Origin of the sequence: Dactylosporangium sp. CA-092794, from assembly GCF_050948465.1 — a bacterium.
Taxonomy (GTDB): Bacteria; Actinomycetota; Actinomycetes; order Mycobacteriales; family Micromonosporaceae; genus Dactylosporangium.
In genome coordinates this window covers 10919868-10935933 of the sequence record NZ_CP192044.1, presented here as the reverse complement: position 1 = coordinate 10935933, position 16066 = coordinate 10919868, and the positions used below count along the sequence as shown (strand labels likewise).

General features: G+C 72.3%; 15 protein-coding genes. 6 read left to right on the top strand and 9 right to left on the bottom strand.

Annotated features, from left to right (window positions below; genetic code table 11):
* Positions 1 to 54: 54 nt before the first annotated feature.
* From ACQPXD_RS47150 to dusB, 3 genes are read right to left on the bottom strand one after another with little or no spacing between them, the layout of a single operon-like run.
* A complete protein-coding gene (locus ACQPXD_RS47150) occupies positions 55 to 207 on the bottom strand; it encodes a hypothetical protein (protein WP_432830155.1) in 153 nt (50 codons plus the stop codon).
* Positions 208 to 247: 40 nt separating this feature from the next.
* Positions 248 to 1732 (bottom strand): ankyrin repeat domain-containing protein, encoded by a 1485-nt coding sequence (locus tag ACQPXD_RS47145; protein WP_432830153.1) that lies wholly within the window; start codon positions 1730 to 1732, stop codon positions 248 to 250.
* A 6-nt stretch (positions 1733 to 1738) separates the two neighbouring features.
* Positions 1739 to 2863, bottom strand: coding sequence for a tRNA dihydrouridine synthase DusB (dusB, locus tag ACQPXD_RS47140; protein ID WP_432830151.1), 1125 nt, complete (start codon positions 2861 to 2863; stop codon positions 1739 to 1741).
* Positions 2864 to 3162: 299 nt separating this feature from the next.
* Here dusB and ppdK point away from each other — a divergent pair, with 299 nt between their 5' ends.
* Positions 3163 to 5814 carry a pyruvate, phosphate dikinase gene (gene ppdK, locus ACQPXD_RS47135; protein WP_432830149.1) on the top strand — a complete coding sequence of 884 codons (2652 nt, stop codon included), beginning with the start codon at positions 3163 to 3165 and terminating at the stop codon, positions 5812 to 5814.
* A gap of 95 nt (positions 5815 to 5909) precedes the next feature.
* On the opposite strand, the gene ACQPXD_RS47130 is transcribed toward ppdK, so the two are convergent.
* The 4 genes from ACQPXD_RS47130 to ACQPXD_RS47115 all read right to left on the bottom strand — a co-directional run bounded on the left by ACQPXD_RS47130 (position 5910) and on the right by ACQPXD_RS47115 (position 8122).
* The gene (locus ACQPXD_RS47130) at positions 5910 to 6281 is read right to left on the bottom strand and encodes a hypothetical protein (RefSeq protein ID WP_432830147.1); all 372 of its coding nucleotides are present in this window, start codon (positions 6279 to 6281) and stop codon (positions 5910 to 5912) included.
* Positions 6282 to 6376: 95 nt separating this feature from the next.
* Positions 6377 to 6802 (bottom strand): roadblock/LC7 domain-containing protein, encoded by a 426-nt coding sequence (locus tag ACQPXD_RS47125; protein WP_432830145.1) that lies wholly within the window; start codon positions 6800 to 6802, stop codon positions 6377 to 6379.
* Positions 6803 to 6836: 34 nt separating this feature from the next.
* Entirely contained in the window at positions 6837 to 7739 is a 903-nt protein-coding gene (locus tag ACQPXD_RS47120) for an ADAM 12 protein (RefSeq protein WP_432830144.1), read from the bottom strand.
* Entirely contained in the window at positions 7736 to 8122 is a 387-nt protein-coding gene (locus ACQPXD_RS47115; protein WP_432830142.1) for a hypothetical protein, read from the bottom strand. Before ACQPXD_RS47115 ends, ACQPXD_RS47120 begins: the two co-directional genes overlap by 4 nt.
* A 241-nt stretch (positions 8123 to 8363) precedes the next feature.
* On the opposite strand from ACQPXD_RS47115, the gene ACQPXD_RS47110 reads away from it, so the two are divergent.
* The 5 genes from ACQPXD_RS47110 (at position 8364) to ACQPXD_RS47090 (ending at position 13038) form a co-directional block, all read left to right on the top strand.
* Positions 8364 to 8690: a VOC family protein gene (locus ACQPXD_RS47110; RefSeq protein WP_432830140.1), complete on the top strand. Its 327-nt coding sequence runs from the start codon at positions 8364 to 8366 to the stop codon at positions 8688 to 8690.
* Positions 8687 to 9787, top strand: coding sequence for an AI-2E family transporter (locus tag ACQPXD_RS47105; RefSeq protein ID WP_432830138.1), 1101 nt, complete (start codon positions 8687 to 8689; stop codon positions 9785 to 9787). Before ACQPXD_RS47110 ends, ACQPXD_RS47105 begins: the two co-directional genes overlap by 4 nt.
* Entirely contained in the window at positions 9784 to 11001 is a 1218-nt protein-coding gene (locus tag ACQPXD_RS47100; RefSeq protein WP_432830136.1) for a deoxyguanosinetriphosphate triphosphohydrolase, read from the top strand. The genes ACQPXD_RS47105 and ACQPXD_RS47100 overlap by 4 nt, the downstream gene beginning before the upstream one ends.
* 119 nt (positions 11002 to 11120) lie before the next feature.
* On the top strand, positions 11121 to 12380 hold the full coding sequence (locus ACQPXD_RS47095) for an NAD(P)/FAD-dependent oxidoreductase (RefSeq protein WP_432830134.1): 1260 nt from the start codon (positions 11121 to 11123) through the stop codon (positions 12378 to 12380).
* Positions 12381 to 12555: 175 nt separating this feature from the next.
* The gene (locus tag ACQPXD_RS47090; RefSeq protein WP_432830132.1) at positions 12556 to 13038 is read left to right on the top strand and encodes a hypothetical protein; all 483 of its coding nucleotides are present in this window, start codon (positions 12556 to 12558) and stop codon (positions 13036 to 13038) included.
* A 9-nt stretch (positions 13039 to 13047) separates the two neighbouring features.
* Here the strand turns inward: ACQPXD_RS47090 and ACQPXD_RS47085 are convergent, their stop codons facing one another.
* Together ACQPXD_RS47085 and ACQPXD_RS47080 are read right to left on the bottom strand one after the other, a co-directional pair.
* Positions 13048 to 14973 (bottom strand): protein kinase domain-containing protein, encoded by a 1926-nt coding sequence (locus tag ACQPXD_RS47085; RefSeq protein WP_432830130.1) that lies wholly within the window; start codon positions 14971 to 14973, stop codon positions 13048 to 13050.
* 156 nt (positions 14974 to 15129) lie between these two features.
* Positions 15130 to 15960, bottom strand: a complete 831-nt coding sequence (locus ACQPXD_RS47080; RefSeq protein WP_432830128.1) for an aldo/keto reductase — start codon at positions 15958 to 15960, stop codon at positions 15130 to 15132.
* Positions 15961 to 16066: the final 106 nt, after the last annotated feature.

The following is a 16066-nucleotide window of genomic DNA, read 5'->3' as shown; positions in this document are numbered from 1 at the left end:
CACGCGGCAACCGGCCCGGGAGGCATCGCCTCCCGGGCCTTCGCGATGTGGCACTCAGGTCAGGCGGTCATCGCGATCGCAGGCGCGAATGTGGTCCTCGGTGACCTGTCGCGCCTGCGCCATGTCCTCGTCGGTCAGATCGAGCTCGGCCAGCAGCTCCGCAGGGCTGTCGTACGCGCTCCACCCGGCACCGATCTCCTTCACCATTGCACTCACCTCTGGGCGCACCAGGAAAACCACGTGCGGGTCAGGACTCTAGGGCGCCGGCTTGTTGTAGGGCGGCGGCGATTGTGGGCTTGCCGAGCTCGCGGGCGATGGCCAGGGGCGTGTGGGCGGTCAGGCCGGGCGCCAGCGCCGCCGGGTTGGGGAGGTGGGCGTTGACGTCGGCGCCGGCGGCCAGGAGCAGGTCGACCGCGTGGGTCGAGTCGCGGGCCGGCGGCAGGGCCACCGCGAAATGCAATGGTGTCACCCCGCCGGTCGTGCGGACGTCCGGGTCCGAGGCGTGGGCCAGCAGCAGCGTCAGCAGTTCGCCGCGGCCGAACAGGGTGGCCTGGTGCAGCGGGGTCGGTCCGCTCACGTCGTACTGGGTGAGGGTCGACGGCCGGCCGGGATCGGCGCCGGCGGCCAGCAGCAGGCGCACCGGCGCCTCGCCACCGTAGAGAGCCTTCGCAAGGGGCGCGTGGAGGTGTGGGTCGGCGCCGGCGGCGAGGAGCAGGCGCACCACCGCCACGTCGACGTCGCGCGAGTTGCCCGCGACCAGCGTGAGGGGCGTGCCGTGGATCGGGCTCGCGATGTTGGGGTCGGCGCCGTTGCCGAGGAGCAGTTCGACGATCGCGGTGCCCGCATCGAACGCGGGCTCGCCCCCGCCGCGGCCGCGGCACTCCAGGTGCAGCGGCGTCTGCCCGCGCTCGTTGGTGGCGTTGGGATCCGTGCCGGCGGCCAGCAGGATGCCGACGATCTCGACGTTGGCGGCCCGGTCGCCGCCCGGCCGCGGGGCCTCCACGTCGAGGGCCAGGTGCAGCGGGCCGGACCCGGCCGGCAGCGTGCCGGGCCGGCAGTGCTGCTGGTCGACGAAGCGCCACGGGGTCGAGGCCTCGCGCACGATCGATGCGGTGGGGTCGGCGCCGGCGGCCAGCAGCGCCCGGACGAGCGCGGGGGAGCGGGACAACACCGCCAGGTGCAGCGGGGTAAGGCCCGAGTCGTCGAGCGGACCGAGGGGCGGTCCGCCGGGCAGCGCCGCGGTCACCGCCGCGACATCACCGGACGCGCACTGCCGGGCGAACCGGTCGGCCGGCGTCGCCGGTGGGATGAACGTCAGCCCCGCGAGCACCGCGGACAGGTGCCAGCCGTAGGGTTCGTCGCCGCAGCCGTCGGAGCGGTACACCGTCGGGTCGTGCCCGTCCTCGTCGTCGAGGTCCACGACGTACCGGTCGTGCCAGTGGTCGCGGCCGATGACCCACCAGGCGCGCCGCTCGCTGAACAGCTCGTCGTCGCCCGCATGGCCGGCGGACAGCTCGATCCGCTTCTCGAACTCGTCGTCGGTGCGCAGCGAACCGTCGCTCCATCGCACGGCCGCGAGCGCCTGCACGCCGACGGGCAGCCGCCGCGGGCCGAGCAACGTGTCGACGACCCGCTCGGCCGGCGCGAAGTCGTCGGGCACCACGCCCTTGAGCCGCTCGATCTCGCGGATGACCCGACCGGCCAGGCCGCCCGCGACCTCCTCCACAGGCACCGCGGCTCAGCCGCCGCTGTCGGGGAGCTCGGCGTCCTGCGGGACGGCGTCCGTGTCGCGGTCGGTGAGCCAGCCGTCGGGGAGGACCACCTTGCCCGGGGTGCCGGTGCGGCCGCGGGGCTGGCCGAGGATCTCGCGGGGGAACGGGGCCGCGTGGTCGAGCTGGGCCAGGAGGTCGGACAGCTCCGCCAGCGAGGAGGACATGGCCAGGGCGCGGCGGAGGTCGCCGCCGGCCGGGAAGCCCTTCAAATACCAGGCCACGTGCTTGCGGAAGTCGGTCACGCCGTCGCGTTCGGTGCCCAGCCACTCGGTCAGCAGCTCGGCGTGGCGGTACATCAGCGCCGCCACCTCGCCCAGGGCCGGCAGGGTGCGCTCGGGGCGGCCGGCGAAGGCGGCGGCCAGGTCGGCGAAGAGCCAGGGGCGGCCGAGGCAGCCGCGGCCGATCACCACGCCGTCGCAGCCGGTCTCGGCCATCATGCGCAGGGCGTCGGTGGCCTCCCAGATGTCGCCGTTGCCCAGGACCGGGATGTCGAGGGTCTGCTTGAGCTCGGCGATGGCGGACCAGTCGGCGCTGCCCGAGTAGCGCTGGGCGGCGGTGCGGGCGTGCAGGGCGACCCAGGCCACGCCGGCATCCTGGGCGGTGCGGGCGGCATCCAGGAACGTGCGGTGATCGTCGTCAATGCCGATGCGCATCTTCACCGTGACCGGGCGGCCCTGGGCGGCCTCGACGGCGCTCGCGACGATCGAGCCGAACAGGCGGCGCTTCCACGGCAGGGCCGAGCCGCCGCCGCGGCGGGTGACCTTGGGCACCGAGCAGCCGAAGTTCATGTCGATGTGGTCGGCGAGGTCCTCCTGGACGACCATCTCGACGGCCTTGCGGATGGTGGCCGGGTCGACGCCGTAGAGCTGCAGGCTGCGCGGGTGCTCGCCGGCGCCGAAGCGGATCATCGACATCGTCTTCGGGTTGCGCTCGACCAGGGCCCGGGTGGTGATCATCTCGCAGACGTACAGGCCCGCGCCCTGTTCGCGGCACAGCCGGCGGAACGCCACGTTGGTGATCCCGGCCATCGGGGCGAGCACGACGGGCGGGTCGACGGCGTGGGGTCCGAGCTGCAGCACGCCTCCGAGCATCGCACGGGTACGGCGGGACCCAAAACGCGATACCGGTGATTGAAACTGCGCGCAATTCCTCGATTGAAATCAGGTGTACGCATTCCAACAAGACCGAACAGAGAGCGCTCTCCCGGGCGAGATTGCGCGAAACTGCGCGTGGTAGCGCTCCCAAATGCATTTAAAATCGACCGGCATACCGATTCTTGTGCGACTCGTCACGTGTCATGGCCGGGCACGGTTAGGACGCCTTACGGTGTGCCGCACACCCACTTACCTAACCAGGACTTAGGCCGTGGCGCTGTGGGTATGGAGGCGTTGTGCAGAAGTTCGTGTACGACTTCGAAGAGGGCAACCGCGACCTCAAGGACCTGCTGGGTGGCAAGGGCGCCAACCTGGCCGAGATGACGAATCTCGGGCTGCCGGTGCCGCCCGGGTTCACGATTACCACGGACGCCTGCCGCGCGTACCTCGAAACCGGCGAGATTCCCGGGCGCAACGAGATCAGTGAGCACCTGGCCGCGCTCGAGGCGAAAATGGGGCGCCGGCTCGGCGACCCGGCCGACCCGCTGCTCGTTTCGGTGCGTTCGGGCGCCAAGTTCTCCATGCCCGGCATGATGGAAACCGTGCTGAACGTCGGGCTGACCGACGAGAGCGTCGCGGGGCTCGCCGCGCAGGCCGGCGGCGACGAGCGGTTCGCCTGGGACTCCTACCGGCGGCTCATCCAGATGTTCGGCAAGACCGTCTGCGGCGTGCCGGGCGAGGAGTTCGACCACGTCCTGGAGGACGCGAAGGCCGCCCGCAAGACCCGCGACGACCTCGGGCTGGACGCCGAGGCGCTCAAGGCGCTCGTCGCGGAGTACAAGACCGTCTTCAGCACACACACCGGGCGCGACTTCCCGCAGGACCCGCGCGAGCAGCTCGACCTTGCGATCGGCGCGGTGTTCGGCTCGTGGAACGCCGACCGGGCGGTGCTCTACCGCCGGCAGGAGCGCATCCCGGCCAACCTCGGCACCGCGGTGAACGTGGTGGCGATGGTCTTCGGCAACCTGGGCGCCGACTCCGGCACCGGCGTGGCGTTCACCCGCGACCCGGCCACCGGCGAGCGCGGCGTCTACGGCGACTACCTGGCCAACGCCCAGGGCGAGGACGTGGTGGCCGGCATCCGCAACACCATGCCGCTGCAGGACCTCGAGGGGCGCGACAAGGCCAGCTACGACGAGCTGATGGCGATCATGGCCAAGCTCGAGGAGCACTACAAGGACCTGTGCGACATCGAGTTCACCATCGAGCGCGGCAAGCTGTGGATGCTGCAGACCCGGGTCGGCAAGCGCACCGCGGCGGCGGCGTTCGTGATCGCCACGCACCTCGTCGACGAGGGCGTGATCGACCTCGACGAGGCGACCCAGCGGGTCACCGGCGCCCAGCTGGCGCAGCTGATGTTCCCCACCTTCGACCTGTCCAGCGAGCCCGAGCAGCTGACCCGCGGGGTCGGCGCGTCGCCGGGCGCGGCCGTGGGCAAGGCGGTCTTCGAGGCGCAGCACGCGGTGGCGATGGCCAAGGAGGGCGAGCAGGTCATCCTGATCCGGCGGGAGACCAACCCGGACGACCTGCCCGGCATGATCGCCGCCCAGGGCATCCTGACCAGTCGCGGCGGCAAGACCTCGCACGCCGCGGTGGTGGCCCGGGGCATGGGCAAGACCTGCGTGTGCGGCGCCGACGAGCTCGACGTCAACCTCCACAAGGGACAGTTCACGGTGGACGGTCACGTGGTCTCGGAGGGCGACGTCATCTCCGTCGACGGTACGACCGGACGCGTCTACCTCGGCGAGGTGCCGGTCCAGCCGTCGCCGGTGGTGAAGTACTTCGAGGGCACGCTGGACCCGCAGGCCGACGCGCTGGTCGCCGCGGTGCACCGGATCCTCACGCACGCCGACGAGCGGCGCCGGCTGCGGGTGCGCACCAACGCCGACACCGGCGAGGACGCGGCCCGCGCGCGGCGCTTCGGCGCGCAGGGCATCGGGCTGTGCCGCACCGAGCACATGTTCCTCGGCGAGCGCCGCGCCCTGGTCGAGCGGCTGATCCTGGCCCGCACCCCCGAGCAGCGCGAGGCCGCCCTGGCCGAGCTGCTGCCGCTGCAGCGCAGCGACTTCACCGACATCTTCCGCGAGATGGCCGGCCTGCCGGTGACGGTGCGGCTCATCGACCCGCCGCTGCACGAGTTCCTGCCTCCGCTGGAGGACCTCGCGGTCAAGGTCGCCGTCGCGCAGGAGCGCGGCGAGGACCCGGGCCACGACAAGGACCTGCTCGACGCGGTGCGCCGGATGCACGAGGAGAACCCGATGCTCGGCCTGCGCGGGGTGCGGCTGGGCCTGGTGATCCCGGGGCTGTTCGCGATGCAGGTGCGGGCGATCGTCGAGGCGGCCGCGGCCGTGCCGGGCGCCCACCCGGAGATCATGGTGCCGCTGGTCGGCGCGGTGCAGGAGCTGGAGACGATCCGCGCGGAGGCGGAGAAGATCATCGGCGAGTTCGACGTCGACGTGAAGATCGGCACCATGATCGAGGTGCCGCGGGCGGCGCTGACCGCCGGCGACATCGCGCAGGCCGCCGACTTCTTCTCCTTCGGTACCAACGACCTGACCCAGATGGGCTGGGGCTTCTCCCGCGACGACGTCGAAGGAGCCTTCTTCTGGCGGTACCTCGAACTCGGCATCTTCGGCGTCTCGCCGTTCGAGTCGATCGACCGCGACGGGGTCGGCCGGCTGGTCCGCATCGCCGTGGACGAGGGCCGCGCCGCCCGGCCGGAGCTGCACTTCGGCGTCTGCGGCGAGCACGGCGGCGACCCCGACTCCGTGCACTTCTTCCACGAGGTGGGCCTGGACTACGTGTCCTGCTCGCCGTTCCGGGTCCCCGTGGCGCGCCTGGAGGCGGGCCGCGCGGCCATCGAGTCCACCGGGTCCGACTCCCGGTGAAAGGTCACCGGGTTTCGAGTCCCCGGTGAACATAGGAAAGGCCGGGGCAATGGCGCCCCGGCCTTTTCCGTGCCCGGTGCCGAGCCGGGCGGTGATCACATCTCCAGGTCGTCCTCGATGCGCAGCAGCTGGTGACGGGCCAGCGCCAGGTTGGCGCGCTGCCGGCTGAGTGCCAGGTAGAGGAACAGGCCCTTGCCGGAGCGGCCGGTCACCGGGCGGATCAGGTGGTACTGGTTGGCCAGCGTGATGAGGATGTCCTCGATGCCCTCCTTGAGGTTGAGCATCTCGATGGTGCGCATCTTGGCCCGCACGACGTCGGTGTTGCCGGCCGCGGCGACGGTCAGGTCGAGGTCCTTCGACCCGCCGAGCACGCCCAGGGCCATGCCGCTGTTGTAGTCGACCAGCGCGACGCCGATGGCGCCGTCGATCGTCATCAGTTCCTTGAGCGCAGTCTCCATGTCCGCCATGGCAACCTCCGTGAGCTCTCTGCTAGGGGAAACGGGGGGAGTGCTGAGTGCTTCGGTACTTCGTCGGGGCCTGCGGTGCACACCGCCGTTGCGGCTCACCATCGGGCCGGCTCCGGCAACGCCTGGGCAAAGGTCAGGGCGGCCTCGGCCATCACGCGCGAGATCCCCGCGGTGGCCTTGCGCGCCTCGTGGTGCAGCCGGCCGATGTTGGCATCGGCGTCGGCCAGCAGGACCAGCACCGCGCCGTGCCCCGCCAGGTACATCGCGGCATGCCCGCCGGTGCTGCTGATGAGCACCTCCTGGAAGGCGTCATGACCGGCGCTGTCGGCGATGCGCTGGCTCACTCCGAGGCAGGCCGCGGCGAGCGCGGCGACCCCCTCGACCACGAGCGCCCGCGCGTCGTCGGCGATGAGCAGGCCGTCGGTGCTGGCGACCAGGCAGCCGGTGATCTCCGGCACGGCCCGGCGCAGCCGGCCGAGCTCCGCGAGCAGGTCGCCACGCAGCTCCGCGTCGGTCCTCATCGAGTCTTCTCCTCCTTTCCGTCGCCCCCCGCCGTTACCGCAGCGACTGCAGCGCCGCCACGATCCGCTTGAGCAGGTTGTCGTCCGGCGCCCGGTCGATCGCCCCCGGTAGCACCGCCAGCGCGCTGACCCCGGCGGGCAGCTCCCGCCGGACCGGCATCGGCGCCGGCGAGTCGTCGAATGTGTAGATGCCGGGCACCCGTTGTGGCAGAAGCGCGGCCTCATGGGGTACCGCCGCCAAAGCTCTTGGCTCTTCCGGCCGGTCGGCCGACTGCTCCGGCGGCACGACGATCAGCCCCGCCGCCGCGAGCCGGCGCACGTCCAGCGTCACCGCGTAGGCGGACCGCCCGAGCAGGCCGGCCAGCTCCTGCGGGGTGAGCCGCCCGTCGGCATGCAGGACGATCTCCCACTGCAGGCCGGACAGCAGCACCCGGTCGAGCCCGGGCCGGAGCACGGGCACGACCGGCGCGAGATCTGTTGCCGGCGAGGGGTACACCTCGTCGAGGATGCGCCGCTGCCGGGCCACCTGGTCGCACAACGCGTCCGCCGCGACCGTGCCTTCCGCGCCGAGCCAGTGCCCGATGCCCGCGTCGAAGCGCAGCTCCGCCCGCGCGGTGCCGAGCACGAAGTACGCCGCGTCGTGGAGGGCCTGCAGCGCGCACAGCTCCATCTCGGCCGCGGTCACGTGGCCGCCCTCGACCAGCATCCGGGCCGGCCGGGACGGGATCGTCTCCCACACCCGCTCGGGCACCCGGCCGCAGGCGGTCAGCAGCCGGTCGACGCTCGGCGCGGCCGGCGACTCGACGCCGTTGACCCGGCCGTCGCGCAGGAACACCACCCCGCCGGGCTCGCCGAGCACGGTCAGCGCGCCGGTCGCGCCCTCGGCGGCGAGCTGGGCGAGCGCCGCGGCCGGTGTGGCGCCGTCGGCGAAGTTCACGCGAGGTCGTCGGCGAGCGAGCGGACCCGGCGCCGGGCGATCGCCAGGTTGCCCTCGTTCCGGTCGAGCCAGACGTAGAGGACCAGGCGGGAGTCGAAGCTGGTGCGTACCGGCCGGATCAGGTGGTACGCGGCCGAGGTGCTGATGATGACGTCCTCCACGGTGTCGCCCGGTGCCGCCGGGGCGCACGCCGCCGTCTGCATCGCGGCGTGGATGACGTTCGCGCTGCCCATCGCGGCGGCGGCCGGGTCCGCGTGCGGCGCGATGCCCTCCTGGCCCCCCTCCAGCCCGAGGGTCTGGCCGGTGGTGTAGTCGATGAGGCTCGCGCCGATCGCCCCCCGGATGGTCATTGCACGGCGCAGGCAGTCATCGATCGCGGACACGACGGGCAAGGTACCCCGCGCTCGTTGATCATCTACTCCGTGCATTCGGGCAATTACGATTAGCCGAACGGCCTTTGAGTTTTGCAATCAGCACGTTTGGCCCACACGGGCGTTGGTCAGGGACTAAAGTGCGCGGCCCCGCGGTAGTGGATCAGGCTGCGAGGGCCCGCGGCGCGGCGTATGGTGGGTGCCCACGTCGACCGCGGAGGTGGGTATGGGGAGCCGTTGGTACGCCCTGATCGTGGACGCGGTCGATCCGGAGCGGCTGGCCCGCTGGTGGGCCGAGGTGCTGGACCACCGGGTGGAGAGCCACTCGCCGCGGGAGGTCGTGATCGGCCCCGCCATCGACGGGCATCCCCGTATTGTGTTTCTGCGGCATGACGACGGGCACCAGGCGAAGAACCGGCTGCACCTCGATCTGCGCCCGGACGATCTCGACGCGGAGCTGGAGCGGTTGGTGAACATGGGAGCCCGGCACGTGGATGTCAGCCCTCCGGTGGAGCCCGGATGGGTGGTTCTGGCCGACCCCGAGGGCAACGAGTTTCGCATCATCCGGCCGGCGCGATGACCTTCGGCCGGACGTACCGGCTGGCCATCGCGGCGGGACTGGGCCTGCTGACCGTGGCCGCCGGCGGGTTCGCGCTCTACACCGTGCGGGGCGTGCTGGTCCAGGTGGTGTTCGCGCTGTTCCTGGCGGTCAGCCTGGATCCCGCGGTGCGCCTGCTGGTCCGGCACGGGATGCGCCGCTCGGTCGCGGTCGGCATCATCGTGCTGGTTGCGCTGGTGATCCTGGCCGGGTTCGTCTGGTCGCTGGTGCCACCGCTGGTCGGGCAGGCCGGCGACCTGATCAACAACATCCCGAAGTACCTCCAGCAGCTGCCGGAGCGATCCCGGGCATACCGCGAGATCGCCGACCGCTACGGGCTGACCGAGCGGCTGACCGACCTCGCCACGACGCTGCCGGCGAAGGTGACCGGCGGCGCGTTCGGCCTCGTCACCGGCTTCTTCAGCGCGGTGGTCAACGTCCTGCTGGTCACCGTGCTCACGATCTACTTCATGTCCGACCTGCCACGGCTGCGCCGGGGCCTGGTCCGGCTGGTGCCGCGGGCCAGCCGGCCGCGGGCCGCGCAGGCGATCAACGTGGTCGTGGACAAGGTCGGCGGCTTCATGATCGGCAACCTGATCGTGTCGCTCTTCGCCGGCGTCTCCACCTTCATCTGCCTGATGGCGCTGCGGGTGCCGTTCGCCCTCCCGCTGGCCGTGTGGGTCGCCGTCACCGACCTGATCCCGATGATCGGCGCCACCGTCGGGGCCGCCGGCTGCCTGCTGGTCACGCTGGCCGGCGGCGACATCGTCGACACGATCGTGGTCCTGGTCTTCTTCGTGGCCTACCAGCAGGTCGAGAACTACCTGATCTCGCCCCGGGTCCAGCGCAACACGGTCGATCTGTCCTCCGTGGCGGTACTGCTCGCCGCCCTCACCGGCGGGGCCGTGCTCGGCATCGCCGGCGGGCTGATGGCGATTCCCATCGCCGCCGCGATCAAGGTGCTGATGACCCCGGTGGTGGAGGCGCTCAACGAGCCGCCGGAGCGCGAGCCGCCCGCGGATCCGCCGGTGCCGATCCCCGCGCCGAGAGATGAGGACTCTTCTAAGCTCGATACGTGAGCCCTGCGGACGACGCGCGCTTCGTACCGGAGCCGGAGAAGGACCGGGTCACCGCGCCCGCCGACAACGGGCGGACCCCGTTCCAGCGCGACCGCGCCCGGGTGCTGCACTCGGCCGGGTTCCGCCGGCTGGCGGCCAAGACGCAGGTGCACACCGCGGGCACCGACGCGTTCCTGCGCACCCGGCTCACCCACTCGCTGGAGGTCGCCCAGATCGGCCGCGAGATGGGCGCCCGGCTGGGCTGCGACCCCGACGTGGTGGACACCGCCGGCCTGGCCCACGACCTGGGCCACCCGCCGTTCGGGCACAACGGCGAGGACGCGCTCGACGCGGTCGCCGGGCCGTGCGGCGGCTTCGAGGGCAACGCGCAGACGCTGCGGGTGCTCACCCGGCTGGAGGCCAAGGTCGACGGGGCCGGGCTCAACCTGACCCGGGCGTCGCTGGACGCGGTGTCGAAGTACCCGTGGCCGCGCGAGCCGGGCCGGCGCAAGTTCGGCGTCTACCCCGACGACCGGGCCGTCTTCGACTGGCTGCGCGTCACCCCGGGCACCCGGCGCTGCCTGGAGGCGCAGGTCATGGACTGGTCCGACGACGTGGCCTACTCGGTCCACGACCTCGAGGACGGCATCCACGGCGGGTACGTCGGCCTGGGCCTGCTGCGCCGCGACGCCGACGAGCGCGCCGCCCTGTGCGCCGACGTCGCCGAGGCCTACTCCGACGAGTCCGCCGCCGACCTCGGCCCGATCCTGGTGGAACTGCTCGCCGACCCGGTGTTCGAGCCGCTGGACTCCTACGACGGCAGCCACGGCGCGCAGGTCGCCCTCAAGCGCATGACGAGCGTGCTCACCGGCCGCTTCGCCGCGGCGGCCGTCACCGCGACCCGGGAGCGCTACGGCCCCGAGCCGCTGCGCCGCTACGCCGCCGACCTGATCGTGCCGTCCCTGGTCCGCGCCCACTGCGCGCTGTTGAAGGGCATCGCGCTGCGCTATGTGATGCGACGGGAAGGGTCCCGGCAGCGGTACTCCGACGAGGTGGCCATCCTGCAGTCGCTCGTCGCCGCCCTGCTGGATCGCGCGCCGGACGGCCTGGACCCGGTCTTCGCCCCGATGTGGCGCGCCGCCCCCGACGACACGGCCCGCCTGCGGGTCGTCATCGACCAGGTGGCGAGCCTGACCGACCAGTCCGCGCCGGCCTGGCACGCGCGGCTCACCTGAGTTTGTGCGTCTCCCGCGGTCTGGCTGAGTTGTGTCTCGGCCTGGCCCGCGCGGTTTGGCTGAGTTGTGTCTCGGCCTGGCCCGCGCGGCTTGGCTGAGTTGTGTGGAAGGCTGGACATATGGCTGATGAGCGGACGTTTGTGATCGTCGGGGCGAGCCTCGCGGGCGCGAAGGCGGCCGAGACGCTGCGCGCGGAGGGCTTCACCGGCAGGGTGATCCTGATCGGCGAGGAGACCGAGCGGCCGTACGAGCGCCCCCCGCTGTCCAAGGACCACCTGCAGGGCAAGGAGGGCGCCCGGGAGAAGGCGTTCGTCCACGAGCCCGGCTGGTATGCCGAGCACGACGTCGAGCTGCGCCTCGCCACCCGGGTCACCCACCTGGACCCGGCCGGGCACACGGTCACCCTCGACGGCGTCGAGCCGCTGCGGTACGACAAACTCCTGCTCACCACCGGCTCCCGGGTGCGCACCCTGGACCTGCCCGGCGCCGGGTTGCACGGCGTGCGCTACCTGCGCACCGTCGACGAGTCCGACGCCCTGCTGGAGCACCTCAAGGCCGCCGCGCACGTCGTCATCCTCGGCGCCGGCTGGATCGGCCTGGAGACGGCCGCCGCGGCCCGCAGGCACGGCGCCTCCGTCACGGTCGTGGAGCCGGCACCCCTGCCGCTGCAGCGCGTGCTGGGCGACGAGGTCGCCGCGGTCTACGCCGGCCTGCACCGCGCCCACGGCGTCGATTTCCGCTTCGGTACCACGGCCACCGAGTTCCGCGGCACCGACGGCCGGCTGACCTCGGTGATCCTCGCCGACGGCACCGAGCTGCCCGCCGACGTCGCCGTGATTGGCATCGGCATCCAGCCCAACACGGAGCTCGCCGTGGACGGCGGCCTCGCGGTCGACGACGGCATCGTGGTCGACGCGTCCTTGCGTACCTCCGACCCGGACATCTACGCGGCCGGCGATGTGGTCAGCGCCAACCACCCCGGCCTGGGCCGCCGCATCCGGGTCGAGCACTGGGCCAACGCCCTCAACGGCGGCAAGGCGGCCGCCCACGCCCTGCTGGGCGAGCCGGTCGTCTACGACCGCGTGCCGTACTTCTACTCCGACCAGTACGACCTCGGCATGGAGTACTCCGGCTACGTCGCCCCGGGCGGCTACGACCGCGTGATCTTCCGCGGCGACCCGTCGGTGGCGGAGGGCAAGGCGCCGGAGTTCATCGCCTTCTGGGTGCGGGACGGCCGCGTGCTGGCCGGCATGAACGCCAACGTCTGGGACGTGACCGACGACATCCAGGCCCTGGTCCGCGCCGGCTGGTCCGGCACGGCGGTGGATCTGGACCGGCTCGCCGACCCCGGCGTGCCCCTGCGGGACCTGCTCAACTGACGGCGGCCAGGGCCCACCCGAGCAGGCGGTGGCCACCGTGGGGCGCGGCGCTCCTCGGCGCCGGCCCCGGGCGGCACGGCAAAGCTGACATTGCGGATGGATCACCCTTCAAGCGAAATATCCGATAGGTAAGGCCGCCTGGCGGGCGAATGTCTCCGCGATCATGATGCCCGCGGTGGCCACACCACGGGTTTGCCATGATCCCGGAGACTTCTGGTACACGGGTGTACATCAACGCTCCGTGATCATGAAAAACCGTTGGTGCCGGCCGTGGGTTCGGCATGATCGCGGAGACTTCCGGTCGCTGCGCGCGGCGTTGCGCGGCGCCCGGCGCGTGGGACGTGTCGCGGATCGCAGGGCGGAGCGGGCTGCCGTAAGCTCGCGGCTCGTGACCGTTGATTTTGCAGCCGAGGTGCCCAGCGAGAGCACCACTGAGGCGCCCTTCGAGACTTCCGGTGAGCCGTCGACCATCTACACCGTCTACCTCTCGGCCGCCGACGAACTGGTCGAGCACATCCGCGCCGCCGATGTGCTCAACCTGGGCTTCCGCGTCGAGTCGTATCTCGTGACGCCCGACGACGCACCCGACACCACGCAGACCGAATTCGAGTTCACGTTGTTTTCGGAACTTCCCGTCCGGGTGGAGGACCGCGACTGACACCAGGGTTCAGTAGCAGTTGTTGTGGAAGGTGACCCGGTTGGACGTGCGCTGGCCGGGTGCGGTTACCACGAACCAGAAGTCGGTCGTGGCGGGCTGCGAGGCGATGCCGACGTCGACGGCGAAGCTCGTCGAGTAGCTGCCGCCGTTGGCCGTGCCGGAGTACCCGCCGTTGTTGTACCCGTCGGTGGAGTGCATCTCGAACCGGACCGCGGTCGCCGAGGTCACGTTGACGCGGATGGTGACCGACATCGTGACCCGGGTGCTGGTCGGGCCGCAGTAGCCGGTGTACGTCGTCGAGCTCAGCGAGAGCGACGCGCCGGTGGCGGCGGGTGCGGGCGGCGGCGGGGGCGGCGGCTGCGCGGCCGCGGTGGTGGTCTTGGGCCGGCTCGCGGGCTTCGTCGTCGTGTTGTCGACCGGGCGGTCGACCACGACGGGGGCCTCGGTCGGCGCCGGTGCCGCAACCTCGGTGGCCGGCGGGGCGGTGTCGCTGGGTGAGTCCTGCGGGGACGGGGAGCCGGCGGGCGAGGACGAGGCGGCCGTCGTGGGCGCGGCGGGCTCCTCGGCGATTTTCGGCGGGTCACCGGCGCCGCGGCCCAGGATCCCGATGACGATCAGGAGCGCGAGGACACCGGAGCCGACCAGCGCCGCCGCCCGCCGCGACCAGCGCGGCGGCCCCGGCCGGTCGTCGAACGGCGAACCGGGGTCCTGCGGCACGGTGGCACCCGGATCCAGCTGCACCGTCGCACCCGCACCCGCATCCGCATCCGCACCCGGCTCGGCCGGGGAACCCCCGCCGGCCGGCGCGTCGGGCGGGGGCCCGGAGTCGGCGGGCGGGCCCTGGTCCGGCGTGCGGTCGTGTCCGGCGACCGGTGCCGTGGGCGCCGCGTCGGGGGTCTGGTCGTGCACGGGCGGGGTGTCCGGCTGAGGCGCCGGGGTCGACGAGTGCGCCGGGGCCACCGCCGCCGGGGCCACCGCCGCCGGGGCCGCCGCGGCCGGGGCGAGGGCCGGGGACGCGACGGCCTCGGCGACTTCCGAACCGACGGCCGCCACCCGGCCCGGCGTGAACACCGGGAGCGGCGGGGCGGATTCGCGCAGCGTTTGTGGTACCACCTCGGTCTCACCGAACTTGACCACCGCGAGCAGTGACGCCCGCGCGGCCTCGCCGGTCAGGCGGGCGCCGGGGTCCTTGGCCAGCAGGCCGTCGATGGCGGCGGTCAGCGCGCCGGCCCGCTCCGGCCGCGGGTGCGGCTCGGTCGCCGCGGCGAACATGCCGGCCAGGGCGTCGCCGGAGACCTCGAACGGGTTGCGGGCCTCGACCGCGAAGAACAGCGTCGCGCCCAGCGAGAAGTAGTCCGCCTCCGGGCCTGCCTTGCCGGTGCGCAGCCGCTCCGGCGCGATGTAGCCGGGGGAGCCGAGCAGGATGCCGGTGCGGGTGAGGGTACCCGTGCCGAAGGCCGCGGCGATCGAGAAGTCGGTGAGCAGGATCTTGCCGTCCGGCTGGACCAGCACGTTGGAGGGCTTGACGTCGCGGTGGACGATGCCGGCGGCGTGGGCGGCGGACAGGGCCTCGGTCAGCGCCAGGCCGATCCGGGCCGCCTCGGCCGGCTCGAGCGGGCCGTCGGCCCGGATCACCTGGTCCAGCGAGCGGCCCTCGATCAGGCGCATGATGATCCACGGCCGGCCGTCGTCGACCACCACGTCGTGCACGGCCACGATGTTGGGGTGGTCGAGCTTGGCGGCGCTGCGCGCCTCCCGCATGGCGCGGTCGGTCAGCTCGGCGCGCTCCTCGTCCGACAGCGACGCCGGGAACCGCACCTCCTTGACCGCGACCTGGCGCTCCAGCCGCAGGTCGGTGGCCCGCCACACGGTGCCCATGCCGCCGGCGCCGACGGCCGATTCCAGCCGGTACCGGCCAACAAGCGTGACGCTCAACCCACCGCTCCCACCCCTGAGCCCTGCGTAGCCGGGTACCAGTGGACCATGGCCGTGACCCGGAGCCGGTTCAGCAAAACGGCCGAAAGGCGGGGAGGAGTGGTCGCGAACGCGTTGCGCATCGGTGACGCCGAGGTCCACCGGGTGGTCGATGCGTCAGAACTCTTCCCAGGTGGCCGGGTCCTGCTTGACGGGTACGCCGGTGTCCAGGGCGTCGATCGCGGCCATGTCCTGCGCGGTCAGCTCGAAGCCGAACAGGTCGGCGTTGGTGCGCTGCCGGTCCGGGTCGCTCGAGTGCGGTACCGAGGTGATGTCACGCTGCACCAGCCAGCGCAGGACGACCTGGGCGCCGGTGACGCCGAGGCGGCCGGCGATCGCGGTGACCGACGGGTCGTCCAGCACGCCGGTGTTGCGCTCCAGCGGGCTCCACGCCTGCACGACGGTGCCGGTCGTCCGCACCGCCGTCACCAGGTCGGCCCGGGCGTGCGACGGCGACACCTGCAGCTGGTCGACCGCGGGCTGGATGCCGGTCTCGGCGACCACGGCGGCGATGTGCTCGGGCAGGAAGTTGGAGACGCCGAGCGATCGGATCAGGCCTTCCCGCTGCAGATCGGCCATTTCAGCGTACGACTCCACAAAACGCCCGACCCTGGGCAGCGGCCAGTGGATGAGATAGAGGTCGACGTAGTCGAGGCCGAGGCGGGTGAGCGAGCCGGCCAGGCCGGCCCGGGTGGAGCCGCGGCCCTGGTCGCTGCCGCGCAGCTTGGTGGTGACGAACAGCTCGGAGCGCGGCACGGGCGACTCGCGCACGGCGGCGCCGACCGCCTCCTCGTTGCCGTATGACGCGGCGGTGTCGATCAGCCGGTAGCCGGACTCGATCGCGGCCAGGATCGCGTCCGTGGCGCGGTGGCCCTTGAGCGGGTAGGTGCCGTAGCCGACGACGGGCATGTCGAAACCGGAGTTCAGACTCACTGTCGGGATGCTCATTGTTCCACCCTAGGTCGGCCGATTTTTTGGCATGGAAGGGTTTACTTCACAACCGGTTTGATGCGTCGATGTACGTGTGCAAGAGCCTGGGGGTGGCGTCGAGCCC

Bases quoted from the DNA above. Each gene is read 5' to 3' on its own strand.
- ACQPXD_RS47150 (WP_432830155.1), bottom strand. From the start codon at position 207: ATGGTGAAGGAGATCGGTGCCGGGTGGAGCGCGTACGACAGCCCTGCG.
- dusB (WP_432830151.1), bottom strand. From the start codon at position 2,863: ATGCTCGGAGGCGTGCTGCAGCTCGGACCCCACGCCGTCGACCCGCCC.
- ACQPXD_RS47130 (WP_432830147.1), bottom strand. From the start codon at position 6,281: ATGGCGGACATGGAGACTGCGCTCAAGGAACTGATGACGATCGACGGC.
- ACQPXD_RS47125 (WP_432830145.1), bottom strand. From the start codon at position 6,802: ATGAGGACCGACGCGGAGCTGCGTGGCGACCTGCTCGCGGAGCTCGGC.
- ACQPXD_RS47105 (WP_432830138.1), top strand. From the start codon at position 8,687: ATGACCTTCGGCCGGACGTACCGGCTGGCCATCGCGGCGGGACTGGGC.
- ACQPXD_RS47095 (WP_432830134.1), top strand. From the start codon at position 11,121: ATGGCTGATGAGCGGACGTTTGTGATCGTCGGGGCGAGCCTCGCGGGC.
- ACQPXD_RS47080 (WP_432830128.1), bottom strand. From the start codon at position 15,960: ATGAGCATCCCGACAGTGAGTCTGAACTCCGGTTTCGACATGCCCGTC.